This is a genomic window from Rugamonas sp. GW822-FHT03B10 (assembly GCF_058801745.1).
Genome location: NZ_JBXANP010000008.1, coordinates 1 through 26,998 on the forward strand (window position 1 = coordinate 1; position 26,998 = coordinate 26,998).

At 65.5% G+C, this 26,998-nt stretch carries 22 protein-coding genes; 4 read left to right on the top strand and 18 right to left on the bottom strand.

The window, feature by feature from the left end; genetic code table 11:
• Positions 1–503: 503 nt before the first annotated feature.
• Both AC1RQG_RS14615 and AC1RQG_RS14620 read right to left on the bottom strand, forming a co-directional pair.
• A complete protein-coding gene (locus AC1RQG_RS14615; protein WP_493132551.1) occupies positions 504–1,247 on the bottom strand; it encodes an SDR family oxidoreductase in 744 nt (247 codons plus the stop codon).
• A gap of 136 nt (positions 1,248–1,383) precedes the next feature.
• A complete protein-coding gene (locus AC1RQG_RS14620; protein ID WP_493132553.1) occupies positions 1,384–2,301 on the bottom strand; it encodes a LysR family transcriptional regulator in 918 nt (305 codons plus the stop codon).
• Between the two features lie 122 nt (positions 2,302–2,423).
• Here AC1RQG_RS14620 and AC1RQG_RS14625 point away from each other — a divergent pair, with 122 nt between their 5' ends.
• Positions 2,424–2,864, top strand: coding sequence for a carboxymuconolactone decarboxylase family protein (locus AC1RQG_RS14625; protein ID WP_493132555.1), 441 nt, complete (start codon positions 2,424–2,426; stop codon positions 2,862–2,864).
• Positions 2,865–2,921: 57 nt separating this feature from the next.
• Here the strand turns inward: AC1RQG_RS14625 and AC1RQG_RS14630 are convergent, their stop codons facing one another.
• The 4 genes from AC1RQG_RS14630 to AC1RQG_RS14645 all read right to left on the bottom strand — a co-directional run bounded on the left by AC1RQG_RS14630 (position 2,922) and on the right by AC1RQG_RS14645 (position 9,811).
• Positions 2,922–4,124 (bottom strand): ammonium transporter, encoded by a 1,203-nt coding sequence (locus tag AC1RQG_RS14630; RefSeq protein ID WP_493132557.1) that lies wholly within the window; start codon positions 4,122–4,124, stop codon positions 2,922–2,924.
• A 342-nt stretch (positions 4,125–4,466) separates the two neighbouring features.
• The gene (locus AC1RQG_RS14635) at positions 4,467–6,629 is read right to left on the bottom strand and encodes a prolyl oligopeptidase family serine peptidase (protein ID WP_493132559.1); all 2,163 of its coding nucleotides are present in this window, start codon (positions 6,627–6,629) and stop codon (positions 4,467–4,469) included.
• A gap of 117 nt (positions 6,630–6,746) precedes the next feature.
• Positions 6,747–9,164, bottom strand: a complete 2,418-nt coding sequence (locus AC1RQG_RS14640; RefSeq protein ID WP_493132561.1) for a putative bifunctional diguanylate cyclase/phosphodiesterase — start codon at positions 9,162–9,164, stop codon at positions 6,747–6,749.
• A gap of 14 nt (positions 9,165–9,178) precedes the next feature.
• Positions 9,179–9,811 carry a methylamine utilization protein gene (locus AC1RQG_RS14645; protein ID WP_493132562.1) on the bottom strand — a complete coding sequence of 211 codons (633 nt, stop codon included), beginning with the start codon at positions 9,809–9,811 and terminating at the stop codon, positions 9,179–9,181.
• A gap of 299 nt (positions 9,812–10,110) precedes the next feature.
• On the opposite strand from AC1RQG_RS14645, the gene AC1RQG_RS14650 reads away from it, so the two are divergent.
• Positions 10,111–11,868 (top strand): GGDEF domain-containing protein, encoded by a 1,758-nt coding sequence (locus AC1RQG_RS14650; protein WP_493132966.1) that lies wholly within the window; start codon positions 10,111–10,113, stop codon positions 11,866–11,868.
• Between the two features lie 115 nt (positions 11,869–11,983).
• Here AC1RQG_RS14650 and AC1RQG_RS14655 read toward each other — a convergent pair whose 3' ends face one another.
• The 7 genes from AC1RQG_RS14655 to AC1RQG_RS14685 form a co-directional block, all read right to left on the bottom strand.
• Positions 11,984–13,354: a tetratricopeptide repeat protein gene (locus tag AC1RQG_RS14655; RefSeq protein ID WP_493132564.1), complete on the bottom strand. Its 1,371-nt coding sequence runs from the start codon at positions 13,352–13,354 to the stop codon at positions 11,984–11,986.
• A gap of 243 nt (positions 13,355–13,597) precedes the next feature.
• A complete protein-coding gene (locus tag AC1RQG_RS14660) occupies positions 13,598–14,389 on the bottom strand; it encodes a metal ABC transporter permease (protein WP_493132566.1) in 792 nt (263 codons plus the stop codon).
• Positions 14,386–15,303 (bottom strand): metal ABC transporter substrate-binding protein, encoded by a 918-nt coding sequence (locus AC1RQG_RS14665; RefSeq protein WP_493132568.1) that lies wholly within the window; start codon positions 15,301–15,303, stop codon positions 14,386–14,388. Before AC1RQG_RS14665 ends, AC1RQG_RS14660 begins: the two co-directional genes overlap by 4 nt.
• Positions 15,304–15,312: 9 nt before the next feature.
• A complete protein-coding gene (locus AC1RQG_RS14670) occupies positions 15,313–16,782 on the bottom strand; it encodes a hypothetical protein (RefSeq protein WP_493132570.1) in 1,470 nt (489 codons plus the stop codon).
• Between the two features lie 78 nt (positions 16,783–16,860).
• The gene (locus tag AC1RQG_RS14675) at positions 16,861–17,217 is read right to left on the bottom strand and encodes a hypothetical protein (RefSeq protein ID WP_493132572.1); all 357 of its coding nucleotides are present in this window, start codon (positions 17,215–17,217) and stop codon (positions 16,861–16,863) included.
• 84 nt (positions 17,218–17,301) lie between these two features.
• Positions 17,302–17,931, bottom strand: a complete 630-nt coding sequence (locus AC1RQG_RS14680) for a 3'-5' exonuclease (protein WP_493132574.1) — start codon at positions 17,929–17,931, stop codon at positions 17,302–17,304.
• Between the two features lie 21 nt (positions 17,932–17,952).
• On the bottom strand, positions 17,953–19,203 hold the full coding sequence (locus tag AC1RQG_RS14685; protein WP_493132576.1) for an Hsp70 family protein: 1,251 nt from the start codon (positions 19,201–19,203) through the stop codon (positions 17,953–17,955).
• 274 nt (positions 19,204–19,477) lie between these two features.
• On the opposite strand from AC1RQG_RS14685, the gene AC1RQG_RS14690 reads away from it, so the two are divergent.
• Positions 19,478–20,569 (top strand): LacI family DNA-binding transcriptional regulator, encoded by a 1,092-nt coding sequence (locus AC1RQG_RS14690; protein ID WP_493132578.1) that lies wholly within the window; start codon positions 19,478–19,480, stop codon positions 20,567–20,569.
• Between the two features lie 51 nt (positions 20,570–20,620).
• Here the strand turns inward: AC1RQG_RS14690 and AC1RQG_RS14695 are convergent, their stop codons facing one another.
• The gene (locus AC1RQG_RS14695) at positions 20,621–21,172 is read right to left on the bottom strand and encodes an FxDxF family PEP-CTERM protein (protein ID WP_493132580.1); all 552 of its coding nucleotides are present in this window, start codon (positions 21,170–21,172) and stop codon (positions 20,621–20,623) included.
• A 206-nt stretch (positions 21,173–21,378) separates the two neighbouring features.
• On the opposite strand from AC1RQG_RS14695, the gene AC1RQG_RS14700 reads away from it, so the two are divergent.
• Positions 21,379–23,514, top strand: coding sequence for an ATP-dependent helicase (locus AC1RQG_RS14700; protein ID WP_493132582.1), 2,136 nt, complete (start codon positions 21,379–21,381; stop codon positions 23,512–23,514).
• A gap of 4 nt (positions 23,515–23,518) precedes the next feature.
• On the opposite strand, the gene AC1RQG_RS14705 is transcribed toward AC1RQG_RS14700, so the two are convergent.
• From AC1RQG_RS14705 to ctaD, 4 genes are read right to left on the bottom strand one after another with little or no spacing between them, the layout of a single operon-like run.
• Positions 23,519–23,833, bottom strand: coding sequence for a cytochrome C oxidase subunit IV family protein (locus AC1RQG_RS14705; protein WP_493132584.1), 315 nt, complete (start codon positions 23,831–23,833; stop codon positions 23,519–23,521).
• Between the two features lie 7 nt (positions 23,834–23,840).
• Positions 23,841–24,521, bottom strand: coding sequence for a heme-copper oxidase subunit III family protein (locus tag AC1RQG_RS14710; protein ID WP_493132586.1), 681 nt, complete (start codon positions 24,519–24,521; stop codon positions 23,841–23,843).
• Between the two features lie 24 nt (positions 24,522–24,545).
• Positions 24,546–25,217, bottom strand: a complete 672-nt coding sequence (locus tag AC1RQG_RS14715; RefSeq protein WP_493132587.1) for a cytochrome c oxidase subunit 3 family protein — start codon at positions 25,215–25,217, stop codon at positions 24,546–24,548.
• Entirely contained in the window at positions 25,214–26,998 is a 1,785-nt protein-coding gene (gene ctaD, locus AC1RQG_RS14720; RefSeq protein ID WP_493132589.1) for a cytochrome c oxidase subunit I, read from the bottom strand. Before ctaD ends, AC1RQG_RS14715 begins: the two co-directional genes overlap by 4 nt.

Here is a 26,998-nt window from a genome sequence, read left to right on the forward strand (position 1 = left end):
CGCTGCCGTGCCACGCGATTTCGGCGTTACACGGCATGTCGCCTGACGTCAAATTCCACACGAAACGGCATAGAGCCCCATTTAATCAGCTTGTGGACAAATTAAGAATTTCTATGGCCTCCGCATAAATTTAGAGCCCTCGAATGGCGGCTTCGGGGCGTTTGCGGTCAATGACTGGACGGTAGGTGGTGAGCGCCTATCGCAGCCGCACAATCCAACGCGAGCAGACACCTGCCGTTGCTGCATGGTTTAGTGGAAGTGGAAACGGGAACCGCAAAAAGAAGATGAAACTGGGGATAAGGTGCGCTATGCGGAGGATGTACCTTCTGCGATTGGCAACGTGGGCCGGACGGAAGCCAGTGCCTTGCTGGTGATGATCCAGCGTTAAGTCAATGATTCCGGCTAGGATCATTATGTCTACGCCCTGAAAGCGTTTCCGCAGCTTCCAGAACGCTCCGCCGTCGCGTCCGCAACTGTACCGCAGCACGCGACGGCCGGAACGATCAAAGCTGGCTCATGCCGCCGTCAACGATGATCTCAGTGCCGACGATGAAGGCCGATTCGGGCGCTGCCAGATGCAGCACCGTCGAGGCGATCTCATGCGGAGTGCCGAAGCGACCGAGCGGAATCTGGGTTTGCAACTGAGCAGCCGTCGCTTCGAGCGTCTGCGCATCCAGCCCCAGCTTGCCGTAGATCGGTGTCGTGACCGGCCCCGGGCTGACGACGTTGACGCGCACACCGCGTGGAACGAGCTCGGCCGACAGGGTCTTCGCGAATGAGATCAGCGCGGCCTTGCTGGCGCCGTAAATCGACGTTCCGGGCATGCCGATGTGCGCGTTGATCGAGCCGTTCAGGACGATCGATGCCCCCGGATTCAGCACGGGCAACAAGGCCTGAAGCTGGAAAAAGACACCCTTGACGTTGATGTCGAAGATCTCGTCCCACAGCGCCTCTTCCGCATCCGCGAGGCCTGCGAACTTCGCGACCCCGGCGTTGATGAATACCGCGTCGAGCTTGATGCCCCGCTCCGTCAGCGCATCGGCCAGTGCCTTGGCCGATGCCACGGTGCCCGCATCGTTGCGTATGGCCACCGCGCCAAGTTCGGCTTGCGCCTTCGCCAACGTCGTTTCGTCGCGGCCGGTGATGACGACGCGCGCACCTTCAGCGGCGAATGCCTTGGCTGCCGCGAAGCCGATGCCGCTGTTGCCGCCGGTGACGAGTACGGACTTTCCTTCAAAACGTTTCATGACTTTCTCCATTGGGTATCCGGTGAATGACCGTAACGCCATGTTGAAGGTTCGAAGCGTATTTGCCGTGCCATGTTTCCGACGAACTCGTTCGACGGAATCGCACATGTTGGTTGCCTGCCTTATCCCGGGCGACTCATTCGAAGACATCAATCCCGCGCACCAGCCGGTCGGCCAGACGCGGTTGCCGCAACTGGTCTAGCCACCATGTCAGGCCGCGACCTTCCTGGTCGCCGCGCCATGCGACATACAGATTGTTGGGTTCACGCGGGTCGGCAGTCTGCTTTTCCACCAGTTCGCCCCGCTGGAGCAGCGCGGCCGCACGATGGCGCGGGAGCCATCCCACGCCGATGCCGTTGCGCTGGGCCAATATCTTGGCATGCATGGACGGCACGGCGAGCGCGGCCTGCCCGCCGACGACACCATATGCCCGCGCACTGGGACCACGCGACGAGTCGGCGACGGCAATCGCGCGATGCCTGGCAATGGCGTCCCTGGTCAACGGCTCGTCGACCGATGCCAGCGGATGTCTGGGTGAGACGGCGAACACCCATTCCATGTTGCCCAGCTCGAACCAGCGCAGGTTGGGGATCGCGGGCGGTTCGCCGGTGGCTCCGACAATGATATCGGCGCGGCCGTCGCGCAACGCTTCCCACGTCCCGCCAAGCACTTCATGGGTGACCCGCAGACTGACGCCGGAACCGAGCGCGTCGAATGAAGCGATCACCGGCAGCAGCGTCTCGAACTCGAAAATCTCATCGGTCACGATCCACAGACGGTCTTCCCAGCCGCTGGCGATCTGGCGCACGCGTTGCGTCAGCCGCGACACGTCGTCGATCAGCCGCTTGGCTTCCTGCGCCAGCAGCAAACCTGCCGGGGTCAACTGCAAGCGGTAGCGGCGACGGTCGAACAGCAAGGCGTCGAATCGTTCTTCGAGTTGCCGCGCGGCGTGCGACACGGTCGACGGCGCCTTGCCGAGCCGGGCCGCAGCGCGCGACAGGCTGCCGCTCGCATGGATGGCTTCCAGCAATTCCAGTTCTTCAACCGACAACATGTGCAACTCCTTCGAACGAGTCTATCGGAAAGATGGTACGGCAAAGCGCGATATCGCGCCCAAAATGAGCTCACGGCGGATCGCAACGGATCGCCGGCACCCATACCTCACAGGAGAATGAAATGAAGGAACGCATCGACTTCTACACCGCCTCAAAAGAGGCGCTGCAGGCCATGCTCAATCTGGAAAAAGCCGTGAACGGACTCGGTATCGAGCCAGCGTTGCTCGAACTGATCAAATTGCGCGCATCGCAAATCAATGGCTGCGCATTCTGCGTCGACATGCATACCGCCGATGCGCGCAAGGCCGGCGAATCGGAACGCCGCCTGTACGCAGTGTCGGTCTGGAAGGAAGCGCCATTCTTCACCGAGCGCGAACGCGCGGCGCTGGCGTGGACCGAGGCGCTGACACGCGTCGCCGACACACGTGCGCCCGACGCCGATTACGACCAGCTGGCGACGCACTTCAATGCGAAGGAGATGGCCGACCTGACGCTGGCGATCATCGCCATCAATGGCTGGAACCGATTCAGCGTCGGTTTTCGGAAGATGCCGAAAATCTAATGCCAGCACCGCCGCGCATCGGGCACCAGCTTTGCCCGATGCGCGGCGGCGATTGCATTACCAGTTCGATTCACGCTCCGGCGTGGACGAGATGCGGTGGATGGACAGGTCGGCGCCCTGGAATTCTTCCTCCGGATCCAAGCGCAGACCCAAGGTGGCCTTCAACACGCCGTAGATGACGGCGCCGCCGGTCAGCGCGATCGCCACGCCGAGGCCCGTGCCCACGCATTGCGCGCCGAACGACACGCCACCCACACCGCCGAGCGCCTTCTGGCCGAAGATGCCGGCCGCCACGCCGCCAAAGGCGCCGCACAGGCCGTGCAGCGGCCACACGCCCAGCACGTCGTCGATCTTCCATTTGTTCTGCGCCAGCGTGAACATGGTCACGAAGATGGCGCCGGCGATGGCGCCCGTCACCAGCGCACCCATCGGATGCATCAGGTCCGAACCGGCGCACACGGCCACCAAGCCGGCCAGCGGGCCGTTGTACACGAAACCGGGGTCGTTTTTGCCCATCAGCAGCGCCACCAGCGTGCCGCCCACCATGGCCATCAGCGAGTTGACGGCGACCAGGCCGTTCATCTTGTCCAGCGCCTGCGCGCTCATCACGTTGAAGCCGAACCAGCCCACCGTCAGAATCCACGCGCCCAGCGCGAGGAAGGGAATCGACGATGGCGGGTGCGAGGCGATGGCGCCGTTCTTGTGGTAGCGGCCGCGGCGCGCGCCCAGCAGCAGCACGGCCGGCAGCGCGACCCAGCCACCCACCGCGTGCACCACGACGGAACCGGCGAAGTCGTGGAACTCGGCGCCGAACGCCTGCACCAGCCACTCCTGCAGGCCGAAGCGGTGGTTCCAGACCATGCCTTCGAAGAACGGATAGACCAGGCCGACCAGCAAGGCGGTGGCGATCAGTTGGGGATGGAAGCGCGCGCGCTCCGCGATGCCGCCCGAGATGATGGCGGGAATGGCGGCGGCGAACGTGAGCAGGAAGAAGAACTTGACCAGTTCATAGCCATTCTTGGCAGCCAGCACGTCGGCGGCGGCGAAGAAGTTGATGCCGTAGGCGATGCTGTAGCCGACGAAGAAATAGGCGATGGTCGAGATCGCAAAATCGACCAGGATCTTGACCAGCGCGTTGACCTGGTTCTTCTTTCTGACCGTGCCCAACTCCAGGAATGCGAAGCCGGCATGCATCGCCAGAATCATGATTGCGCCGAGCAAGATAAACAGTGCGTCGGCGCCTTCTTTGTATCCACCCATCAAACTACTCCCCAAAAGAATGCATCAAAAATTGCAGATGTATTCTGTTAAGCAATAACCGTACCATTTTGGTGCAGTTTTGTAAGTAATTGATTTTATTAAGATGTGTAAAACAAGTTGCTTGAGCAGTAACTTAACGCACCAAAAGGAGGCGCCGCAATGGGAGGTGGCGAACGGGGTGGCACCAACTTTGTGCGGCGCGTACGGAATTGGCGCAAAAACCAGGTTGTGCGGATCGCCAGGCGGCCGCGCAACACGTCCGTGAACGAGTCAAATTGGTGCACCGGCGGCCTTGTTCGTCAGACATGCGACTTGCCGGTGCACGGGCGTCAGCGCCCTTCCCTATTTGCCGGCCACTTGCGTTGGCATGTCCATCTTCAGCGCGCGGGTCAGGAAGCCCCAGCGGTCCGTCACTTCGTCGATCTGCTTGGCCGTGGGCTTGCCTGCGCCGTGGCCGGCCTTGGTGTCGATGCGGATCAGGATGGGCGCGGCGCCGCCCTGGTCGGCCTGCGCCGTGGCGGCGAACTTGAAGCTGTGGGCCGGCACCACGCGGTCGTCATGGTCGGCCGTGGTGATCATGGTGGCCGGGTAGCACACGCCCTTCTTCAGATTGTGCAGCGGCGAGTATTTGACCAGCGCGTTGAATTCGTCCGCGTTGTCGGACGAGCCGTAGTCGGAGGTCCAGGCCCAGCCGATGGTGAATTTGTGGAAGCGCAGCATGTCCAGCACGCCCACTTGCGGGATGGCGGCGGCGAACAGGTCGGGGCGTTGCGTCATGGTGGCGCCCACCAGCAGGCCGCCGTTGCTGCCGCCGCCGATGGCCAGCCGGGATGGCGACGTGACCTTGTTCTGCACCAGCCATTCCGCCGCGCCGATGAAGTCGTCGAACACGTTCTGCTTGCGCAGCTTGGTGCCGGCCGCATGCCATTCCTCGCCGTACTCGCCGCCGCCGCGCAGGTTGGCCATCACGTACACGCCGCCCATTTCCACCCACGCCAGGTTGGCCACCGAGAACGATGGCGTGAGCGAAATGTTGAAGCCGCCGTAGCCGTACAGGTAGGTCGGGTTGCTGCCGTCGAGCTTCATGCCCTTCTTCGACACGATGAACATCGGCACGCGGGTGCCGTCGCGGCTGGTGTAGAACTGCTGGCGCGTTTCGTAGGCCGATGGGTCGAAGTCGACCTTGGGCTGGCGATACACGCTGCTCTTGCCGCTCTTGAGGTCATAGCGGTAGATGGTCGATGGCGTGGTGAAGCTGGTGTAGGAATAGAACGTCTCGCTGTCGCCGCGCTTGCCGCCGAAGCCGGCGACGGAACCGATGCCGGGCAATTCCACGTCATGCAGGCGCTTGCCGTTCAGGTCATACACGGTGACCTGGCTGTGCGCGTCGCTCAGGTAATCGACCACCAACTGCTGGTTGACGATGTTGGCCGCGACCAGCGTGCGCGCGCTCTCCGGCACGATCTCCTTCCAGTTGGCCGGCTGCGACTTGCGCGTGTCGATGGTGATGATGCGTGCGCGCGGTGCTTTCAGGTCGGTGCGGAACCAGAACACGGGGCCGTCGTTGTCGATGAAGTTGTAGGCCGCATCGAAGTCTTCCAGCAGCGGCACAACTTTGCCGTCCTTGGCGCTCAAGTCCTTGTAGTACAGGCGGTTCTTACGCTCCGTGCCCTGCGAGGCGGTGATGATCAGGTAGCGGCCATCGTTGGTCACGTCGCCGCTGAAGCCCCAGTCCTTGTGGTCGGGGCGCTCATAGACCAGCGTGTCGCTGCTTTGCGGCGTGCCGAGTTTGTGGAAGTACAGCTTCTGGAAGTAGTTGACGTCGGCCAGCTTGGTCGCTTCGTTGGGCGCGTCGTAGCGGCTGTAGAAAAAGCCGGAGCCGTCGCGCAGCCACGCCGTGTTCGAGAACTTGACCCACTGGATATGGTCGGCCGTGTCCTTGCCGGTGTCGATGTCGCGCACGCGGATCTCGTTCCAGTCCGAGCCCGAGGCGGCCGTGCTGTAGGCAAGGTATTTACCGTCCGGGCTCACGGCCAGGCCGGCCAGCGCCACGGTGCCGTCGGCGGCCAGCGTGTTCGGGTCCAGCAGCAGGCGCGGCGTGTCGGCCAGCGTCTTCATCGTGTAGAGCACCGATTGGTTCTGCAGGCCGTCGTTGCGGCTGTAGAAGTACCGGCCGCCCTCCTTGAACGGCACGGAAAAGCGTTCGAAATTCCACAGCTTCGTCAGACGCTGGCGGATCGCGTCGCGCGCGGGGATCTGTGCCAGATAGCTTTGCGTGAGACGGTTCTGCGCCTCCACCCAGGCGTGGGTATCGGCGCTGTTGGCATCCTCCAGCCAGCGATAGGGATCGGCGACGGTGGTGCCGTGGTAGTTGTCCTGCTGGTCCACCGTGCGGGTGAGCGGGTATTGCAGTCCGTGGCCGTTGGCGGGGCAGTCCTGCGCCATCGCGCTGCTGCCCAGGCTGGCGATCAGGGAGAAAATCAGGGACGCGCGTCGTATTTGCATGTGGGGTTCCGTATCGTCGTTGAACGTGGCGGCGCGGGCTCCGTGGCCCGCGCGCCCGCCGATGATAGCGTGCTTCGATGCAAATTTGAAACGTTAGAAGACTTGGCAAGTCGTGTTTTATTTGGCCAGCGTGAGGCTGGCGGCGGCCGGCGCGGGCGGGTGCACGGCTTCGGGCGCGCGCCATTGCTGCATCCACAGCAGCAGCTGGTCGGCCGGAATGGGGCGGCTCATGTAGTAGCCCTGCCCCTGGTCGCAGTTCATGCTCTTGAGCTGGTGCCACACGGCCTCGCTCTCCACGCCCTCGGCCACCACGCGCAATCCGAGGTTGTGCCCCAACTGGATGGTGGAACGGACGATCATCACGTCGCCGGCGTCGCTCTCCATGTTCAGCACGAACGATTTGTCGATCTTCAGCTCGTTGACCGGCAGGCGTTTCAGGTAGGCCAGCGACGAGTAGCCGGTGCCGAAGTCGTCGATCGACAGTTCCACGCCCATCGCGTGCAGGCGCGCCAGCGTTTGCTCGGCGCGCACAGGGTCGTCCATGATGGCGCTCTCCGTGATCTCCAAGCAGAACGAGGAGGCCGACAGGCGGCGGCGCTCCAGCATGTCGCGGAATTTGGTCGGCAAATTCTGGTCCATCAGGTCGCGCGTGGACAGGTTGACCGACACCTTCAGCTGGATGCCGGCGGCGTCCAGGCTCTGGCACAGCGCGGCCGACTGCTCCAGCACCCAGCGCGTGAGCTTGCGGATAAAGCCGGTCTGCTCGGCGAACGGGATGAACTCGTCCGGGAACACGTTGCCGCGCTCCGGATGGACCCAGCGCACCAGCGCCTCCGCGCCCACCACCTTGCCCGTGTCGAAATGGATCTTCGGTTGCACGAACAGGCGGAACTCGTCGCGCTCCAGCGCCGTGCGCAGCTCCGTCAGCAACGACAGGCTTTGTTCGCTGCCCTTGTCGATCGCGCTGTCGTAGACCACGGCGCCATCGTTGCGCTGCTTGGCCGCGTACATCGCCACCTCGGCCATGCTGAGCAGCGCTTCCGCGTCTTCGCCGTGGGCCGGATAGCCGGCGATGCCGATGCCGGCGCCGATGTCGACCATCTGCTCGTCCAGCGACAGCGGCGTCTCCAGCGCCTTGGCGATGTCCGCCGCCAGGTTGCTGGCCTGCTCCAGCGTCGCCTCCGGCAGCAGCACGGCGAATTCGTCGCCGCCCAGCCGCGCCACCTGCGGCGACACGTGGCGCTGCCCGGCCAGCAGTTTCTGCAAGCGGTCGGCCACCTGGCGCAGCAACGCGTCGCCGAAGCTCTGGCCCATCACGTCGTTGACGTGCTTGAAGCGGTCCAGGTCCATCATCAGCACGAACACGCAACCGCCCTGTTTGCGCGCTTCGACCAGCGCTTCGTTCAGCAGGCGCAGGAACTGGGCGCGGTTGGGCAGGTTGGTCAGCGTGTCGCGGTACGCCAGCCGGGAGATCTCCTGTTCGCGGCGCGCGATCCCGTCGCGCATGCTGTTGAACGCGTGCGCCAGCGCGCCGATCTCGTCCTGGCGCGTGGTGTCGATCCGGCCCTGGTAATCGCCCTGCTCCAGCCGCTTGGCCGTCACGGCCAGTTCGCTCAGCGGCTGGGCGATGCGCTTGGCCGTCAACACGCTGGCGATCGCGGAGACGGCGATGCCGGCCAGTGTCAGCCCGATCAGCCAGCGCTCGAGCCGTTGATAGTCTTCGGTGGCCTCGTCCATGGACCGGGCCAGCATCACGCTGGCGCTTTGCTGGCCATCCTGGCCGATCAGCAGCAGGCGGGCGCTGTACTTGCTGGCCTCCACCGTGAGGTCGAACGGGCCGGTCGGCACCTTGGGCAGGGCCTGCAGCTGCTCGACGGCCGCCGTCACCGACGGCGCCAGGAAGGTGGAGCCGACGGCCAGCCAGCCGTTTTTAGGGTCGTGGGTGAGGATGGTCGTGTGCAGCGACGATACTTCGCGCATGTCGGTCGCCAGCTGGCGGTCGATCGGGAAGGTCATTACGATCCAGCCGATGGTGATCGGCGCTTTGACCGGCATGACGACGATCTGGTACGGCCGCCGCTCCACGATGGCGATGCCGTTCGCGCCGTCGCCCTGCTCGGCCGCGTCGAGCATGTGCTGCACCAGCGGCTCCAGCGCCGCCGCCTGCGCGTTGTTGGTCGACACGCTGACGCGGCGCTCGGCGCTCACCAGCATGGTCATGGTGGCCTTGATGCGGCGCCCGCTGTTGACCAGCGCCGATTCGATGGTGGCCCGGTCGCCCTCGTCGTTGTCGCCGATGGCCGCCACGAACGCCGTGTCGCGCGCCAGCAGCCGGGCGCCGAAGCGCAGGCTTTGCGCGTTCTGGTCGAGCAGGCGGCGGAACACCTTGGCGCCGTTGTTCAGTTCACTGCTGATGGACTGGCGGGCGTTGCTGTCGATGCCGCGCTGGATCACCAGCAGGCCGATCACCTGCACGGCCACGATCAGCGCCAGGAACAGGGTGACGATACGGCTTTCCAGGCTGCGGAAGTGCATGATGCGGGCTCCGGTCAGGGATAGGGGCGGCTGGCCGCGTCGGGATCGATCACACCCGGCTTCATGGTCAGCTTGAATTCGAGCGGCGCCGGGGTGTCCCCGGCCTTGATCTGGACCGCCTGCTCCGGGGTCAGGCCACCGGCCGTGTTGTAATGCCAGGCCTTGACCGTGTACTTGCCGGCGGGCAGGTCCAGGCGCACCGTGCCGCTGGCGTCGGACTTGGCGAAGTACGGCGTGTCGACCACTTTCACGAAGGCCAGCATCTTGTCATGGATATTGCATCCAAGCACGACCGTGCCGGCCTTGTCGAACAGTTGCGGTGGCGCCGCCTCGCCCGAATACAACTTCTGGTCGAACTTGTGGGCCGGCGAGTACGAATAGATGTGGTGCCTAACCTTGTCGCGGTTCGGGAAAAAAATCTTGCTGCCGGTTTGTACCACGGTCACCAGCGGGATGAACTTCAGGCCTTTCTGGGCGATTTCCCCGGCGGCCATGGGTTTCGGCGCCCCGCCCTCGGGCTCGGCGTAGACGACGGTGTCGGCCAGGGCGGCGCCGCCGGCGTCCTGCACCTGCACCGTCAGGGCGGCGGCGTGGCCGGCACACGAGAACGCCAGCATGGCGGATGACAGGGCAAGTTTCACGGACATCGGGCGGCCTGATGAGTACACGGAACTGCCATTGTAGCGCCAGCGAAAAAGTTCCCCCTAGCGATTTCCGCAAAAAACCGCTTCCAACGGGCAACAAACGCTGCACAGGATGTTTCCTGCATTTCACACCCCTGTCACATTTGCCGGTTAGCATGTTCGGCAATCTCCCGTCCATGGCAAGCATCGTGAATCCCCTACCCCTGGCGCTCCCCGGCACCCGTCCCGCACCACCTTCCGCCACCGTCACTTACCTGAAACCACCGGCGCCGCCGACGACGGACGCGAACGATGAGGATGAAATGCTGCGCCGTCACCTGCACGACATCATCACGCAACGCCAGCTGAGCGCCCTGTTCCAACCCATCGTCAAGATGCAGACGGGCGAGATCATCGCCTACGAAGGCTTGATCCGGGGCCCGTCCGACAGCCCGCTGCACGCGCCGATGAACTTGTTCAAGGTGGCGCGCGCCAACAACCTGACCGTGCAGGTCGAGCACCTGTGCCGCAAGATCGTGCTCGAACGCTTCGCGGAACTGAACCTGCCGGGCAAGCTGTTCCTCAACGTCAGCCCGGAATGTCTGTTGCAGCGCGACGCGCCGCACGGCGAGACGCTGGAATACATCCAGCGCGCCGGCATCGACCCGAGCCGCGTCATCATCGAACTGACGGAGAACCAGCCCACCTACGATTACGAACTGATGCGCGAGGCCGTGCTGCACTACCGCAACATGGGCTTCCAGATCGCCATCGACGACCTGGGCGAAGGTTTCTCCAGCTTGCGGCTATGGTCGGAATTGCGGCCCGAGTACGTCAAGATCGACATGCACTTTATCCAGGGCATCAACAACGATCCCGTCAAGCTGCAGTTTGTCCGCTCGATCCAGGAGATCGCCGACAAGTCCGACACGCTGGTGATCGCCGAAGGCATAGAGACGCAGGCGGAACTGCTGGTGCTGCGCGACCTCGGCGTGGCGTTCGGCCAGGGCTACCACCTGGGACGGCCGCACAGCCAGCCGGCCAAGGCCGTGCCGGCCGAAGTGGCCAAGGCGCTGGCGCGCAACGGCGTGGCCGTCTACCCGCAGCGCGGCAACGAGAAGAACGGCGCCAGCATCCTCAAGCTGTTGCACAAGGTGGCGGCCGTGGCGCCGTCCATGAGCAACAACGACGTGTATGAAATCTTCATGCGCGAACCGAAGTTGCTGATCATTCCCGTGGTCGAGGATGGCCAGCCGCTGGGCCTGATCAGCCGCTTCGACATGATCGACCATTTCGCCCGCCCCTACCAGCGTGAGCTGTACGGCAAGAAGTCGTGCCGCATCTTCATGGACAGCAAACCGCTGATCGCCGACAAGGACACCAGCCTGCAAGACCTGAGTTTCACCATGGTGCAGGCCGACGCCCACCACCTGTTCAACGGCTTCATCATCACCGAGCACGGCAAGTACCTGGGCATGGGCACGGGCCACGACCTGATGCGCGAGATCACGCAGATGCAGATCACGGCGGCGCGCTACGCCAACCCGCTCACCCAGCTGCCGGGCAACGTGCCGATCAACGAGCATATCGACCGCCTGCTGGCGAGCGGCACGCGGTTCTGGGTCTGCTACTGCGACCTCGACCACTTCAAACCGTTCAACGACGTGTACGGCTACCGGCGCGGCGACGACGTGATCCAGCGCACGGGCAAGATCCTGACCGACCATTGCGATCCCGACCGCGACTTCGTCGGCCACATCGGCGGCGACGATTTCATGATCCTGTTCCAGAGCGAGGACTGGGAGGCGCGCTGCCAGGCCATGCTGGCCCAGTTCGAACTGGGCGCGCGCGACTATTACAGCCTGGAGGACTGGGACCGGGGCGGCTACCTGAGCGAAGACCGCCAGGGCAAAAAGGTGTTCTATTCGCTGATGAGCCTGTCGCTGGGCGCCATCAAAGTCGAACCGCACCAGTACTACTCGCACCACCAGATCGCCACGGCGGCGGCCGAAGCCAAGAAGCAGGCCAAGAAAATCCACGGCAACAGCCTGTTCCTCGACCGCCGGCAACGGCAAGCCTGAGCAACCGGCGGGTCCGGCAGCGCCAGCCGCGCGGCCCGGGTTCTCCAGCCGAGCGAACCGGGTGCGCCAGCCACGCGAACCGCATGTGGCGCCGCGCTGTCCGGGTCGTCCACTATCATGCGCCGTGCTCGGCCCGCCAGCGGCGCCGCAGTTCGTGGGACGACGCCAGCTCGGCCGGCGACATGGCGCGGGCGATCAGTTTGCGCTGGTTGTGCGCCGTCTCGTCGCCATGTTCGGCCGACAGCGACACCCACATGTGGGCCCGCACCACGTCGCGCGGCACGCCGCGTCCGCCGTTGTACATGCCGCCGAGGTTGTACTGGGCCAGCGGATGGCCCTGGTCGGCCGCCTTGCGGTACCACAGCACCGCCTGCACGTCGTCCTGGGCCACGCCGTGGCCGTTCGCGTACATCACGCCGAGGTTGTTCTGGGCGCTGGCGTCGCCCTGCTCGGCCGCCGTGCGATACCAGACCACGGCCTTCTCCTCGTCCTTGGGGACGCCGTGGCCGTGGGCGTAGATCACGCCGACGTTGAACTGGGCATTGGCCGTGCCCTGCTCCGCCGCCCGCTGATACCACGCGAGCGCGCGCGCCTGGTCGCGTTCCACGCCGCGTCCGTGCGCGTACATGCCGCCCAGGTTGTACTGCGCCAGCGCATGGCCGGCGTCGGCCGCACGCTCGTACCAGGAACAGGCGCGGGCCTCGTCCTGATCCACGCCCCGGCCCGTCGCCAGCATGATGCCGAGGTTGAACTGGGCGTCCGCATCGTCCTGTTCGGCGGCGCGCGACAGCCAGGCATAGGCGCGCGTGGCGTCCTGCGCCACGCCGCGCCCCTGCGCATAGGCCACGCCCACCTGGCGCTGCGCCACCGCATCGCCCTGCGACGCGGCCTGGCGGAACCACGCCAGCGCCTGGGCGTCGCTCGGCGTCACCCCCTGGCCGCGCTTGTACATCAGTCCCAGACTGAGCTGGGCCGACGCGTCGCCTTGCACGGCCGCCTTGCGGAACCAGGCCAGCGCCAGCGCGTAATTACGCCGCGTGCCCAGCCCCTGGGCATAGGCCTCGCCCAGCAAGGTCTGGGCGCTGGCCACCCCTTGCTCGGACGCGCGGCAGAACCAGGCCAGCGCCATCTCGTCGCTGCGCGGCACGCCGCGTCCGCGCTTGTACATCATGCCCAGGTTTTGCTGGGCCGAGGCGTCGCCCTGCCTGGCCGCGCGCCGGAACCAGCGCGCCGCCTCCAGGTCGCTGGCCGCCACGCCCCGGCCGTTGTAGTACATGGCGCCCAGGTGGTTTTGCGCGAACGCCAGCTTCTGCTGGGCCGCCAGCAGCATCCAATGGAACGCGCGCTCGTCGTCGTGCGGCACGCCCTGGCCCGTCTTGTACATCAGCGCCAGGTTGAATTGACCGTAGGGATTGCCCTGCTCGGCCGCGTCGCGAAACCAGACGTAGCTGTCGTAGCTGTCCTTGGCTGAGTTCTGGTTCTTCATACGACGCCTCCAGCTGACCAATCTGGATTGCCGCCGTCGGCCGCGCTCAGGGAACGCGCACCGGCAAAGCGTAACAATGTTGCCTAAATTGTAAATCGACATATGCGGCTGGCCTTGAGCCAGCTCAAACGTCATGGCAAATTGTTATCGTTTGCTGTTCCAGGGGAAATTTATTTGACGAGAAGATGGACCGGCCGCCACCGAACGGGGCTGGCCGGACCATCCTGGCAGTGCGGCGGCCGCTCAGATGTGGTGGCCGCGCGCCCCACCGTGGCCACCCTGGCGCTTAGGCCCGGCGGCGTACACGAGCATGGCCAATACCGCCAGGCACCAGACGATCAGCGCGCCGGACGGCAGATCGAATAGGGTCGACAGCACCAAGCCGCTCGCATAGCCGGCCGCGCCGATCAGGTAGGCCAGCACCAGCCGTTTCCTGCCCGCGTAGTGGCGCACGGCGAGGCCCGGCACGATCAGGCTGGTGAAGACGAGATAGACGCCCACCAGTTGCACGGAGGCCGTCACGGCCAGCGCGAAGATCAGGTAGAAGCCCAGCCGGCTGAGCCGGTTCTGGAACAGGAACAGCAGCGCGGAGATGACGACCGTGCCGATGGCCGGCACCAGCAACTGGTCGTAGCGCACCCACAAGATCTGACCGGCCAGCAAGTCCTGCAGATGCTCGCCGCCATGCGGGTTGTGCGCCACCAGCAGCAAGCCCGCCGTGGCCGCCAGGATGAACATCACCCCGATCTGCGCCTCCTGCACTTCCGGCCAGCGCTTTTCGGTCCACGTCAGCAGCATGGCGCCCAGCACGGCCGCCAGCGCGGCCGCCGCCTGCACGGCCCAGCCCTGCGGATCGAGATCGGCCACCCCGGCGATGATCACGCCCAGCGCGGCGATCTGCGCGATGGCCAGGTCGATGAAGACGATACCGCGTTTGAGCACCTGGGCGCCCAGCGGAATGTGGGTGACCAGCACCAGCAGGCCCGCCAGCAGCGCCGGCAGGATGATCATCAGGTCAAACGAAGCGGCCGTCATTTATTCGCTTCCAGCAAACGTTGCACGGTGGAGTCGAACAGGCCGAACAAATCCTTGGCGCGGTCGTCGCCGCCCACCGTGAACGGCAGGACGACGGCGGGAATCTTCGCATGCTCGGACAGCCATTGCGAAGCGCGCCCATCCTGGTAGGCGGCGCGCAGCACCATGCGGGCCGGCTGACGCTGCAACTGGTTCAGCAAGCCGGACAAATGGGCCGCGCTCGGCTCCACGCCCGGCTTCGGCTCCAGCGTGCCGACCTGGCGCAGGCCGAGCCAGCTCATCAGATATTCCATGTTCTTGTGGTGCTCCACCACGGCCACGCCTTTCAGCGGCGCCGCCTGCTTCTCCCATTTCTGCATGGCCGCGTCCCAGCGGGTGGCGAAATCCTTCTGGCGGGCCTGGTAGTAGGCGGCGTTGGCCGGATCGAGATCGGCCAGCCGCTTGGACAGCGCCACGGCCACCAGCGCGATATTGTGCGGATTCTGCTGGATGTGCGGATTGCCGGCCGCGTGCACATCGCCTTCGCTACGGTCGACCTTGCCCGGCACATCCAGCCGTGGCACATAGGCGCCTGCCTCGAAGTTGCCGGGCTGGCCGGTCACGATCTTGCCGTTGCCGGACTGCTGGATCAGCACGGGCAGCCAGCCCACCTCCAATTCCAGCCCGGTGCAGACGAGCAAATTCGCGTTGCGGGTGCGGGCGATCAGGCTGGGCCGCGCCTCGATGCGGTGCGGATCCTGCAGCGCGTTGGTGGCGCTGGACACCTTGACCTTGTCGCCGCCCAGTTCGGTGGTCAGCGCTTCCCATTCCGGCTCGCACGCGAGCACGTTGACGGTGGCATGGGACGGCAGGCAGAACAGGACGCTGGCGCACGCGAAGGCGGCCCGCAGCAGGAATTGACGTTGTTTCAGCATGGCTACTCCTTAGAAAGCGTGGGCCGCGTGCGTGCCCAGGCTCATGATGTATTGCAGGAAAATCTGGTTGTCGGTGACGCCGGGGCGCGAGCGGTCGCGCGCCAGTTGCAGCCGCAGGCGCGAGAACTCGGACGGGCTGTAATCGACCATCACGCTGCTGCGCGAGGGGTTGTAGCCTTCCAGCACGGGGAAACTGGCCAGCGCCAGCGCGCCGCTGTCGACCAGGCCGATGCGCGGCGTGCCCGACGACAGGCGGTCGTAACGGGCGCCCACGCGCCAGTACGGCATGAACTGGTAGACGCCCTGCGCATACCAGCCCGATTGCACGCTGCTGTAGTCGCCGCCGGCCGCGTCGGCCGTCCCTGCCGCGTAGCCGAGGCTGCCATCTTCCTTGCGGCGGAAGTATTCGCCGAGCAGCTTGAAGTTGGTGCGGGTGGGGTTGCCATTGGGCGCCCATTTATAGATGGCATCGGCGATCCAGGTGGCCGATTTGCCGCTGAACGCGTAGTTCAGGCCGCCGTCCTCGTAGCCGCGCTGCTGCGCGCCCGTGTGCAGGTAGGACACCCCGGCCCGGTAGCTGCCCGAGTCGCCGATGTCGTCGCCCAGGTGCGCGAACACGCTCCAGGCGCCGGCGCCGTTCTTGTTGCGGTCATTGCCCGGATAGGCGGCGCCGTCGCCCAATTCCACGCCGAATTCCAGGAATTGGTCGAGCGGCGCCAGCCATTTGGCTTGCACGCCGTCCGGTTTGTACTGGCCGCCGAGGAACGCCTGGTAGGCCAGTGGCGCGTCCACGAAGTCCCATGTGTGGGCGTGCTGATTGTTCAGGTAGCCGATCGAGGACAGGAAACGCCCTGCCTTCAGGTTCATCCCGTTGGGCAGGTCGCGCGTCTGCATGAACGCTTCTTCCACGCTCAGCGTATTGTCGCCGGCCAGCGAGAACGTCAGTTGGCCGGCGAATTGCGGGTCGATGTTGGCGGCCATCGTCAGTTCCGATTCGCCGAGGCTGAAGCCGCGCTTGCCCGGTCCCACTTCGCCACCGCTGGGAATGAAGCCTTGCAAACGGTATTGCGCGGGATCCTGCGACAGGTTCTGCAAAGTGCCGCCGAGGATCATGGAAATATTGGGATTGAACAGGTTGGCCGGCGGCGCGGCGCCACCGACGGGCGCGGCCGGCGCCGTGGTCGCTGCCGGCTCGGATGTTGGCGCCGCTGTCTGCTGGGCCACCTCCGGGCCGGACGGCTTACCCGTTGGCGTGGCCGCCAGCGTCGTCAACTGGGCCTGGGCCGCCGCATTGGCGGCCTGGGCTTGTTGCAGCCGCTGTTCCAACGATTGCAGGCGGGCTTCGTAATCCTTTTGCATCTGGGCGATCTGGGCGCGGATCGCCGCCAGTTCTTTCTTTTCCGACTTGTCGGCGGCGTGCGCGGCGGGCGCAACCACGGCGGCGCTCACGGCGAGCGCCATAACACTGCGTTTCAGCATGATGGTCCTTTTCCGAATGAAATAGTGCGTGCCGCCGCCTGCGGCACGGGGCCGAGGCGACGGGACGATGGGCTTCAATCAGGCCAGGACGGGTGGTGCGCGGGAATGGAAGACGCAGACGGTGCGCGGCCGGAACGATGTTTCAACGCCGCCAGCGACGGCCGTGGCGTTGGTGCGCGTGGCGGGGAAGGAGTGGAAGGCGGTGTCGAGGGCGGAGCCGATCTGGGCGAACGCCAGGCACTGCTCGCAACTCTGGTCCAGCGCCAGCGACTTGCCGGCACGGACTTGCCGTTCGCCCTTGCCGACGGAGGATACCCGGGCGCCGCCATTGCCATTGCCGGACCAGTGCGACAGCGCGTGCGCGATCCCCATCTGCTGGGACAGAACCAGCAGAAGCGACAGCATCACAAAAGCAAAGGTGCGGCGTACGTTCACAAATAATCAACTGACGGGAAACGATGGCCGTATTGTAATGCGATCAGCCCGAGTATTGCGCGTTTTTTTGTATCGGATGGCCGGTCACGCGGCCGGCGCTTGTTTCTGCAGGAAGGCGTGCACCTTCGCGGCGGCCAGCTTGTTGACCGACACCAGCAGCGCCGGATCGACGGGGCTCAGGCCATAACTGCGTTCCAGGTGCCGCCCGATGTGCAGCAGCACTTCCGCCGCCACTTCCGCGTCGGACTCGGCCCGGTGGGCGGCGCTCCTGAAGCGGATGCCCAATTGTTCGGACAGATTGCCGAGCTTGTAGCTGGCCAGTTGCGGGAACACGCGGCGCGACAGCTTGAGCGAACAGACCAGGCCCGTATGGGCCGGCGCGAGGCCCAGCCGCGCGCTTTCGGCCCGCAGGAATTTCTCGTCGAAGCTGGCGTTATGGGCCGACAAGGTGTCGCCGCCGATGAAATCGAGCAGTTCGGGGACCACCTGCGCCACCGGCGGCGCGTTGTCGACCATGGCCTGGGTGATGCCGGTCAGGCCCGTGATGAACGACGGGATGCGCACGTTGCAGTTGATCAGCGAGACATAGCGCTCAACCACGCGCCCGCCCGCGATGCGCAAGGCCGCCACTTCCGTGATGCGGTCGCCCATGTCGGGCGACAGGCCCGTCGTTTCAAAGTCGATCATGACGATCGGTTTGTCAAACACTTGCATCGCGTTCCCCAGGTAAGAAATTCAGCCAAACTTGCGCACGGCGTCCAGCGCCAGGCCGGCGCCGATACTGCCGAAGCGGTCGCCCTCCACCTTGCGGGCAGCCGGCAGCAAGGCCGCGATGCGCTCGCGCAGCAGGCGCACGCCGCTGGAGCCGCCGGTGAAGAATACCGTGTCCACGGCGTCGGGCGCCACGCCCGCGTCGCCCAGCAGCTTGAGCACGGTGCGCTCGACGGAACCGACCAGATGGTCGATGGCGGCGTCGAACTGCTGGCGCTCCAGTTGCAAGGTGGCGGCCGGCGACAGCCGGTCCAGTTCCAGCGCCACGCTGGCCGCGTCGGACAGGGCGATCTTGCCCTCCTCCACGCGCATGGCCAGCCAGTGGCCGGCCCGGTGGTCGATCAGCTTTTGCAGCCGGCCCAGCTTGTCCGGCTCGGCCGCGTCGCGGCACAGGTCGGCCAGCTGCAGCCACATCTTCTTGGTGTAGGCCTGGTTGATCGTGTGCCAGGTGGCCAGGTTGAAGTAGTAGCTCGATGGCACTTCGCTGTTGTTGCGCAGGCGGCTGCCATAGCCGAGCAGCGGCATCACGGACGACAGGCTCAGGTATTTGTCGAAGTCGGTGCCGCCGATGTGGACGCCGCCGTTGGCCAGGATGTCGTCGCGCCGCTCGGCGCGCGCGGCCCGTTCCGGCGACAGGCGCACCAGCGAGAAGTCGGACGTGCCGCCGCCGATGTCGGCGATCAGCACCAGCTCCTCGCGGTCGATCTGGGATTCATAATCGAACGCGGCGGCGATCGGCTCGAACTGGAAGGAAATGTCCTTGAAGCCGACGGAACGGGCCACCTCGGCCAGCGTATCCTGCGCCTGCTGGTCGTTGGCGGCGCTGTCGTCGATGAAGAACACGGGGCGCCCGAACACGGCCGACGTGAATTCGCGCCCGGCCGCCAGCTCGGCGCGCCGTTTGAGCTCGCCGATGAACTGGGCCAGCAGCATGCGGAACGGCAAGGCGCGCCCGCCCACCTCCGTCTGGCCGTCGATCAGGCTGGTGCCGAGCAGGCTCTTGAGCGAACGCATCAGGCGGCCCTCGTAACCGGCCAGGTACTGGCTCAGCGCGGCGCGGCCGAAACTCACATCCTCGTCCTCGGCGTTGAAAAAGACCACGGACGGCAGCGTCTCCTTGCCATCCTCCAGCCCCAGCATGACGGGGTGGCCGGGCCGTACCCAGCCCACAGTGGAATTTGACGTGCCAAAATCGACACCGCAAGCAATGGCCATGTCGACCCTTCCCGATAATAAAGGGGCGTCATTCTATCAGAACTGGCGGCGCCGGTCGGATTCTTTGCGCCACGCCGGGTGTCGCCGACGATCGAAGGCCGCCGCGCGCGCCGGGCGCCCCCCCGCAATGCGGCGCCACTTGATCTCAACGGGGCTCCAGCCCATTGCCATGCGGTAATGGTTTAAGTTATGCTTAAGAGAAATATTTGGCCCTACAGGCCGCCGGTCCGGGTTCACGCGTCTGCCGCGCTGCCCGGCCGACCATAACGAGACTATGGCAAAGACCACCGCGCCCGCCCCCACCGACACCATTCCGCCGTCCGGCACGCCACACGCGCCGGCGCGACGGGTCACGTCCTACGACGTGGCGCTGCTGGCCGGGGTGTCGCAGTCGGCCGTGTCGCGTTGCTTCAAGCCCGGCGCCAGCGTCTCCAAGGCCACGTATGCGCGCGTCATGAAGGCGGCCGCCACCCTCGAATACATCCCCAACGCCGCCGCGCGCAGCCTGATCACCCGGCGCAGCAACATGGTGGCCGTGTTGATCAGCAACACCTCCAACCTCCACTATCCGGAAGTGCTGTCGGCCCTCAGCCAGCAGATCGCCCGGCACGGCAAACGGCTGCTGTTGTTTTCGCTGGCCCAGGAGACGGACGTCGGCCACGCGCTGGCCGACGTGTGGCAATACCAGGTGGACGGCGCCATTGCCGTCGCCAGCTTGAGCGATGCGCAGCTGATGGAGTTTCGCCGCCGGGGGGTGCCGCTGGTGCTGCTCAACCGCCGCACGCCGGGCCAGGTGGCGCCCACCGTCGCCTGCGACCAGGTCGATGCCGCCCGCACGCTCGTGTCGCGCCTGGCCGCCGCCGGCCACCGGCAGTTCGCCATCATCGAGGGGCCGACCGACTCCGTGATTTCCCAGGAACGCAGGCGCGGCGCGTGCCAGCGGCTGACGGAGCTGGGCCTGCCCGCACCGCTTGTGGTGACGGGGCAATATGATTACGCGAGCGGCGGCACGGGCCTGCGCAACATCATCGGCCAGCTGGGCCGGGTGCCCGACGCCGTGATCTGCGCCAGCGACGTGATGGCCATCGGTTGCCTGGACTGCGCGCGCCACGAACTGGGCATCGATGTACCGGGCCAGCTCTCGGTGGCCGGCTTCGACGCGGTGGAACCGTCGAACTGGCTCAGCTACAACCTGACCACGTTGCGCCAGCCGATGCAGCAAATGGCCGCCGCCGCCGCCGACCTGCTCGCCGCCCAGATCGACAGTCCGGGCACGGAGGCCAATATCCGCCTGTTCAGCGCCCAGTTCATCGAGGGCGCCACCGCCCGCCTCGCCCCATTGCCGGCCGACATGCTGGCCGCCTGACGGCGAAAAAAAAGCTGGCCACACGGCCAGCCTGCGGGGAAGCGGGTGCGCTCAGCCCAGCTTGGGGTTGACGCTGGGGCGGCGCCGGAAGCAGATCAGGCCCACGCCCAAGGCCACCATGGCGAAGGAGTCGGGTTCCGGCACGGGCGACACGTCCACGCTCAACGTGCCCGAGTAGTTGCCGCCACGGTTGGCCAACAGGGTGCCGCCCATCACATCGAAACCATAATGGCCGGCCGTCAACGGCGCGGACAGGCCAAAGCTGCCGCTGCCGAAGTTGCCGCCCAGGCCGGTGCGGGTCTGGTCGTCGTTGATCTTGAACCAGCTGATATTCCGGATGGCCGCGTTGGTCTGCACATGACCACCAATGTTGCTGTTGCCTTCGGTGTAGGTGCCGGCCAGGTAAGCCAGCGTGCCCGCATCGATGTTGAACAGGTATTCATCCATGAAGCCGGCGGTGGACGCGGAATAATTGTGGCCGAAGGTGGCGTAGCCACCGCTCAGGTCCAGTGTGGTGGCGGCGGCCGACGCGGCCCCGGCACCGAACAATCCTGCCATCAGCAAACCCGCTGCGGCGATGTGGGTGAAAGTCGATGTCTTCATAGGTTCTACGTGGAAATGAATTCTGTAACAGTGGCAACATGCCGGAATATAATAGTGACAAATCGCTACTTGGCGAAAGTATAACATATTATTACGATAATGTTGCTTTGCCATTTATCATGCCGCAAGAATAATCTTGTTGAAAAGCCAGTCCGCGCCATCCGCACGCGCCGGGGAACGGGCGCGCGGCGGCTATAATGCGGGCGATGAACGACACCAACGCTCCCCGCTTCACCCCGCAAGGCTTGCTCCCCACGCCGGAACAGACCGCGATCCAGCTGGCCCAGAACAAGGTGGTCCTGATCGACGCCAACGCCGGCGCCGCCAAAACGACGACCCTGGCCATCCGCATCGGCGAGGCGCTGGCGCGCAAGCTGGCGCCCGAGCAGATCCTGGCGCTCACCTTCACGCCCGAGGCGCGCGACGTGATGCGCCAGCGCCTGCGCGAGGTCGGCATCCCCCACGCGACGGCCAGCCGCATCGCCGTCATGACCTTCGAGGATTTCGCCGGGCAGTTGCTGGCGCGCAGCGACTTCGACGACGTCAAGTCCTGGCCCCAGCCGCGGCAACTGCGGAAATACGCGCTGGAAGCGATCGAGCGCGTCGGCGAGCGGTACGCGGGCAGCATCGACGGCCTCGACCTGCGCACGCACAATATCGCGCTCAGCCAGTTCCTCGACGTCCAGCTCACCCTGAAGGCGACCATGGCGCTGGAGGCCGACGTGGAGTTCCTGGGCGTGGAGGAAGCGGCCGAATTGCTCGACGTGACCGTCACGGACTACCTGATCACGACCGAATACGAGCGGCTGCGCCTGGGCAGCGGCGAAGGCGCCCAGTTCCGCGGCCCGTTCGACGCCACCTACGACCTCGCGTGCGCGCTGGGCGCCGGCGGCGCGGCGGCGGAGGACCTGCCCGCCTACCGCGTGGTGGTGTGCGACGAGCTCCACGACCTGAACGAGGCCGCGTTCCGCATCCTCAACGCGCTGATCGCGCAGCCGCAATGTTTCTTCGTGGGCGCCGGCGACAAGGACCAGGTCATCCACGCCAAACTGGGCGCCAGCGACAGCTTCCTGAACCGCCGCTTCAAGGAGGCGTATCCGCAACTGGTGCGCTATCCGCTCACCTACAGCTACCGGCACGGCCCGCACCTGGCCTACGCCATGGCCGAATTCAAGCACAAGCCGGTCGATTCGCGCCTGCCGCTGCACACGGAGATCCGCCAGGCCCACTACAGCGCCGGCGCCGCCGATTGCGCCGCCAGGGTGGTGGCCGCCGTCGCGCAATGGAAGCGCGATGGCCTGCCGCTCGATGGATGCGCCGTGCTGATCCGCGACCGCCACCAGTCGATCGCCATCGAGAACGCGCTGATGCAGGCCAGCATCGGCTACCGCACGCCGGACATGGCCGGCTATCTGCAGCGTGACGAGATCCTGTTCCTGCGCGGCATGATCGCGATCGCGCTCAAGGACCTGGCCGCCGTCAAGTCCTATGAAGTGCGCACCGCCATCGTCGAGGCGCTGGCCGTCTTCGCCGAGGTCGAGCTGTCGCCCCAGAAAATGGAACAGGCCAAGTACGCGATCGGCAAGGACCCGCAGATCCTGGGCGACTTCTTCAGCGCCTACATCGACCGCGACCAGCAGGGTTCGGCCCAGCGCCTGGTCACCGACACGGTCGCCTACCTGAACGGTGTGGGGCCCGATGCCGGCGCGGCCGACGTGCTGCGCACGGTGTGCGAGCGCATGGCGCTGGAGACGGCCGCCAAACGCATCTTCGTGCGGCCGTACGATGCCAGCGTGGTGGCCCGCTCGGTGGCCGGGTTCGTGGACGCGGCCGCCCAGTCGGGCCAGACGCTGGGTGAGTTCTGGCGCGCGCTGAACGCCGGCGAGGCGTTCGCCAGCCGCAAGCGCGAGCGCGACTTCGTGCTGATCGAATGCGTGGCCAACGCCAAGGGCAAGGAATTTGCCCACGTTATCCTGCCGTTGCTGGAGACGGGCGAGTTCCCCCAGCCGCTGTGCGAACGCGGCGAGGAGGAAAACCTGTTCTATGTGGCCGCCACGCGCGCCAAATCGCGCCTGACCCTGCTGTCGCCGGAGGAGCCGGCGCGGCGCAGCCCGTTCATCGCGCAGATGAAGCTGGCCAGCAGCGCGGCCGCCGCCGACGCGGCCCTGCTACGCAACGAGGCGCCGCCGGCCGCCGTCCCCACCCGCCATTACCTGACCGCCACCTTCCACGAGAAGGAACAGGTCAAGGCACTGGGCGCCGAATACGACCTGACGCGGCGCGCCTGGTTCGTGCCGCCGGGACGCGACCTGCAGCCGTTCGCGCGCTGGCTCAAGCGCTAGCGGCCTAGCGGAAGTTGGCCAGTCGCGTCAGCAAAGTGTAGTCCGACTCCACCACCATCATGCCGCTGAGCACAAGCAGGCACAGCGGCGGCAGCAGGATGGCGCCGATCAGCGCCAGCCGTTCCCAGCGCATGTGCATGAAGACTGCCACGATCAGGCCGGCCTTCGCGATCATCAGCGCCACGATCAGCGTCCACCGCACATAGCCGGTAAAGCGGAACACGTCGACCAGGTAGGAAAACGTGCTGAGCACGAACAGCAGCAACCACACCTTCAGATACAGGCCGATCGGATGCTGCTGGCTATCGGTTTTATCCATGATGCTCCTACCACAGGTAAAACAACGCGAAAATGAACACCCACACCAGATCGACGAAGTGCCAATACAGGCCGGCGATCTCCACCACGTCGTAGTTGCCGCCGCGTTCATAGCGGCCGCGCCAGACGCGGCGGGCGATGGTGCACAGGTAGACGACGCCGGCCGACACATGCAGGCCGTGGAATCCCGTGATCATGAAGAAGCACGCGCCGAACTGCGCCGCGCCCATGGGATTGCCCCACGGCCGCACGCCCTTCATGATCAGTTCCGTCCATTCGAAGGCCTGCATGCCGACGAAGGTGGCGCCGAACCCGGCCGTCAGCAGCATCAGGGCCGCGCAGCGCACCCGGTCGCGCCGGTAGGCGTAGTTGACGGCCATGGCCATTGTGCCGCTGCTGCTGATGAGGATGAACGTCATGATGGCGATCAGCAGCAGCGGGAAGGTGGTGTGGCCGATGGTCAACTCGAACACTTGGCCCGGATTGGGCCAGGCGGCCGTGGCGGCGATGCGCACCGACATGTAGCCGGTCAGGAAGGTGCCGAAGATGAAGGTGTCGCTGAGCAGGAAGATCCACATCATCGCCTTGCCCCACGGCACGTGGAACGCCACCTTGTCGCCGGACCAGTCTGCCACCATGCCGCGCCAGCCTGATCCGGCGGGAATGTCCGCTTGCGTTTGCTGATTCATGGTTCACCTCGCCAGCAGCCCGGATTACGGACGACCGCAGATCGCCTGTACCACGGCTGGCGTCACCAGGTACAACATGGCGAACATGGCCAGCCACAGCAACAATAAAAAATGCCAGTAACGCGCGCACAAAGCGATGGCGCCGCTGGCCATCGTGGCGCCGCCGGCGCGGCCCGCACTGCCCGCTCCGCCGCCAGAGCCGAACCGGCCCGCGCGGAACAAGTGCCGGCCCGCCAGCGCCGCCGCGACCAGGCCGCCCATCACATGCAAGCCGTGCAAGCCCGTGATGAGATAGAAGAAGCTGTTGGCCGGGTTGCCGGCCACCGTCAGATTGAGCGCGTTCAGGGCTTGCCATGCCCATAACTGGACACCCAGGAACAGCACGGAACTGCCACAAGCCATGGCGACGGCCAGCCCGGCTTCCCGTTCGATGCCGCGCGACGCAGCCCGGGCGGCCAGTTGCCAAGCCAGGCTGGCGGCGGCCAGCAACGCCGTGCCGCACCATAGCTGCCAGGGCACGACCGGCAACGGCCGCCAGTCCGCCGCGGACATGCGCATCACGTAGGCGGCGCCGAACAGCAGGAACAGCGCGGAGACGACGCCGATCAGTACCCACAAGCCGGTCTGGCGGATGACTTGCCGGTCCGGGTCCGGCCATACCGCCGCGTCGGAGGCGCGAGGATGCATGGTCGTCATGTCGGCACCTCCCCGTCTGGCCGTCCGGGCGCGCGCACGGCGATTCCGCCCGCCGTGTCCGCCGGGTCCGACATCTCCTGCGTCTCCGGCCCGACGTTCTGGGCGATGAAGTCGCTCGCACCATCCTGGTGGCCATAGTCGTAGGCGCCACGGTAAACGACGGGCTGGGCCGGCCCCCAGTTGCCGTGCCGGGGTGGGGTGTCCGGTGTCTGCCACTCCAGGCTGGCTGCGCGCCATGGATTGCCGTCGGCCACCTTGCCATGACGCGCGCTCCACAGCAGATTGAACACGAACAGCAATTGAAAGGCGCCCACCACCAGCGCCACCACGGTGATAAACGCGTTCAGCGACTGGGCCGACGCGGGAATGAACGCATAATTCTCGTACGCGTAGTAGCGGCGCGGCATGCCGAGGATGCCCAGGTAGTGCATCGGGAAGAAGATCAGGTAGGCGCCGATGAACGTCACCCAGAAGTGCACCCGCGCCAGGGCCTCGTTGAACATGCGCCCGCTCACCTTCGGATACCAGTGGTAGATGCCGCCGAACACGGCCAGCACCGGCGACACCCCCATCACCATGTGGAAGTGGGCCACGACGAAATAGGTGTTCGACAGGGGGATGTCGACACTCACATTGCCCAGGAACAAGCCCGTCAGGCCGCCGATCAGGAAGGTGCTGATGAAGCCGATGGCGAACAGCATCGGCACCGTCAGGTGTATGTCGCCGCGCCACAGCGTCAGCGTCCAGTTGTAGACCTTGAGCGCGGTGGGCACGGCGATGATCAGCGTGGTGGTGGCGAAGAAGAAACCGAAGTATGGATGCATGCCGCTCACGTACATGTGGTGGGCCCAGACGACGAAGCTCAGGCCGCCAATGGCGACGATGGCCCACACCATCATCCGGTAGCCGAAGATGCATTTGCGCGCGTGCACGCTGATCAGGTCGGAGATGATGCCGAACGCGGGCAGCGCCACGATGTAGACCTCCGGGTGGCCGAAGAACCAGAACAGGTGCTGGAACAGCAAGGGGCTGCCGCCCTGGTGCGTCAGGTGCTGCCCCATCGAGACGATGGCGGGCATGAAGAAGCTGGTGCCCAGCGTCTTATCGAGCAGCATCATCACGCCAGACACGAACAGGGCCGGGAACGCCAGCAGCGCCAGGATGGTGGCGACGAAGATGCCCCACACGGTCAGCGGCATGCGCATCAGCGTCATGCCCCGGGTGCGCGCCTGCAGCACCGTCGTCACATAGTTGAGCCCGCCCATGGTGGCGGCCACGATGAACACCAGCAGCGAGATCAGCATCACGACGATGCCCCACTCCACGCCCGGCGTGCCGGGCAGGATGGCCTGCGGCGGATACAGGGTCCAGCCCGCCCCCGTGGGGCCGCCGGGCACGAAGAAGCTGCCCAGCAGGATCAGCACGGCCAGCAGGTAGACCCAGTAGCTGAGCATGTTCAGGAAGGGGAACACCATGTCGCGCGCGCCCAGCATCAGCGGGATCAGGTAGTTGCCGAAGCCGCCCAGGAACAGCGCCGTCAACAGATAGATCACCATGATCATGCCGTGCATGGTGATGAACTGGTAGTAGCGCGGCGCGTCGATGAAGGCGAACCGGCCCGGGAAGCCCAGTTGCAACCGCATCAGGTCCGACAACACCATGCCGACCAGGCCGACCACGATGGCCGTGGCCGTGTACTGGACCGCGATCACCTTGTGGTCCTGGCTCCACACATAGCGGGTCCAGAAGCTATGCGGTTCATGTTCGCTGCCGTATGCCAT

What these genes read in the sequence shown, in the direction of transcription:
- AC1RQG_RS14615 (WP_493132551.1), bottom strand. Translation starts at nt 1,247, where the DNA reads ATGAAACGTTTTGAAGGAAAGTCCGTACTCGTCACCGGCGGCAACAGC.
- AC1RQG_RS14620 (WP_493132553.1), bottom strand. Translation starts at nt 2,301, where the DNA reads ATGTTGTCGGTTGAAGAACTGGAATTGCTGGAAGCCATCCATGCGAGC.
- AC1RQG_RS14625 (WP_493132555.1), top strand. Translation starts at nt 2,424, where the DNA reads ATGAAGGAACGCATCGACTTCTACACCGCCTCAAAAGAGGCGCTGCAG.
- AC1RQG_RS14630 (WP_493132557.1), bottom strand. Translation starts at nt 4,124, where the DNA reads ATGGGTGGATACAAAGAAGGCGCCGACGCACTGTTTATCTTGCTCGGC.
- AC1RQG_RS14635 (WP_493132559.1), bottom strand. Translation starts at nt 6,629, where the DNA reads ATGCAAATACGACGCGCGTCCCTGATTTTCTCCCTGATCGCCAGCCTG.
- AC1RQG_RS14640 (WP_493132561.1), bottom strand. Translation starts at nt 9,164, where the DNA reads ATGCACTTCCGCAGCCTGGAAAGCCGTATCGTCACCCTGTTCCTGGCG.
- AC1RQG_RS14645 (WP_493132562.1), bottom strand. Translation starts at nt 9,811, where the DNA reads ATGTCCGTGAAACTTGCCCTGTCATCCGCCATGCTGGCGTTCTCGTGT.
- AC1RQG_RS14650 (WP_493132966.1), top strand. Translation starts at nt 10,111, where the DNA reads ATGCTGCGCCGTCACCTGCACGACATCATCACGCAACGCCAGCTGAGC.
- AC1RQG_RS14655 (WP_493132564.1), bottom strand. Translation starts at nt 13,354, where the DNA reads ATGAAGAACCAGAACTCAGCCAAGGACAGCTACGACAGCTACGTCTGG.
- AC1RQG_RS14660 (WP_493132566.1), bottom strand. Translation starts at nt 14,389, where the DNA reads ATGACGGCCGCTTCGTTTGACCTGATGATCATCCTGCCGGCGCTGCTG.
- AC1RQG_RS14665 (WP_493132568.1), bottom strand. Translation starts at nt 15,303, where the DNA reads ATGCTGAAACAACGTCAATTCCTGCTGCGGGCCGCCTTCGCGTGCGCC.
- AC1RQG_RS14670 (WP_493132570.1), bottom strand. Translation starts at nt 16,782, where the DNA reads ATGCTGAAACGCAGTGTTATGGCGCTCGCCGTGAGCGCCGCCGTGGTT.
- AC1RQG_RS14680 (WP_493132574.1), bottom strand. Translation starts at nt 17,931, where the DNA reads ATGCAAGTGTTTGACAAACCGATCGTCATGATCGACTTTGAAACGACG.
- AC1RQG_RS14685 (WP_493132576.1), bottom strand. Translation starts at nt 19,203, where the DNA reads ATGGCCATTGCTTGCGGTGTCGATTTTGGCACGTCAAATTCCACTGTG.
- AC1RQG_RS14690 (WP_493132578.1), top strand. Translation starts at nt 19,478, where the DNA reads ATGGCAAAGACCACCGCGCCCGCCCCCACCGACACCATTCCGCCGTCC.
- AC1RQG_RS14695 (WP_493132580.1), bottom strand. Translation starts at nt 21,172, where the DNA reads ATGAAGACATCGACTTTCACCCACATCGCCGCAGCGGGTTTGCTGATG.
- AC1RQG_RS14700 (WP_493132582.1), top strand. Translation starts at nt 21,379, where the DNA reads ATGAACGACACCAACGCTCCCCGCTTCACCCCGCAAGGCTTGCTCCCC.
- AC1RQG_RS14705 (WP_493132584.1), bottom strand. Translation starts at nt 23,833, where the DNA reads ATGGATAAAACCGATAGCCAGCAGCATCCGATCGGCCTGTATCTGAAG.
- AC1RQG_RS14710 (WP_493132586.1), bottom strand. Translation starts at nt 24,521, where the DNA reads ATGAATCAGCAAACGCAAGCGGACATTCCCGCCGGATCAGGCTGGCGC.
- AC1RQG_RS14715 (WP_493132587.1), bottom strand. Translation starts at nt 25,217, where the DNA reads ATGACGACCATGCATCCTCGCGCCTCCGACGCGGCGGTATGGCCGGAC.
- ctaD (WP_493132589.1), bottom strand. Translation starts at nt 26,998, where the DNA reads ATGGCATACGGCAGCGAACATGAACCGCATAGCTTCTGGACCCGCTAT.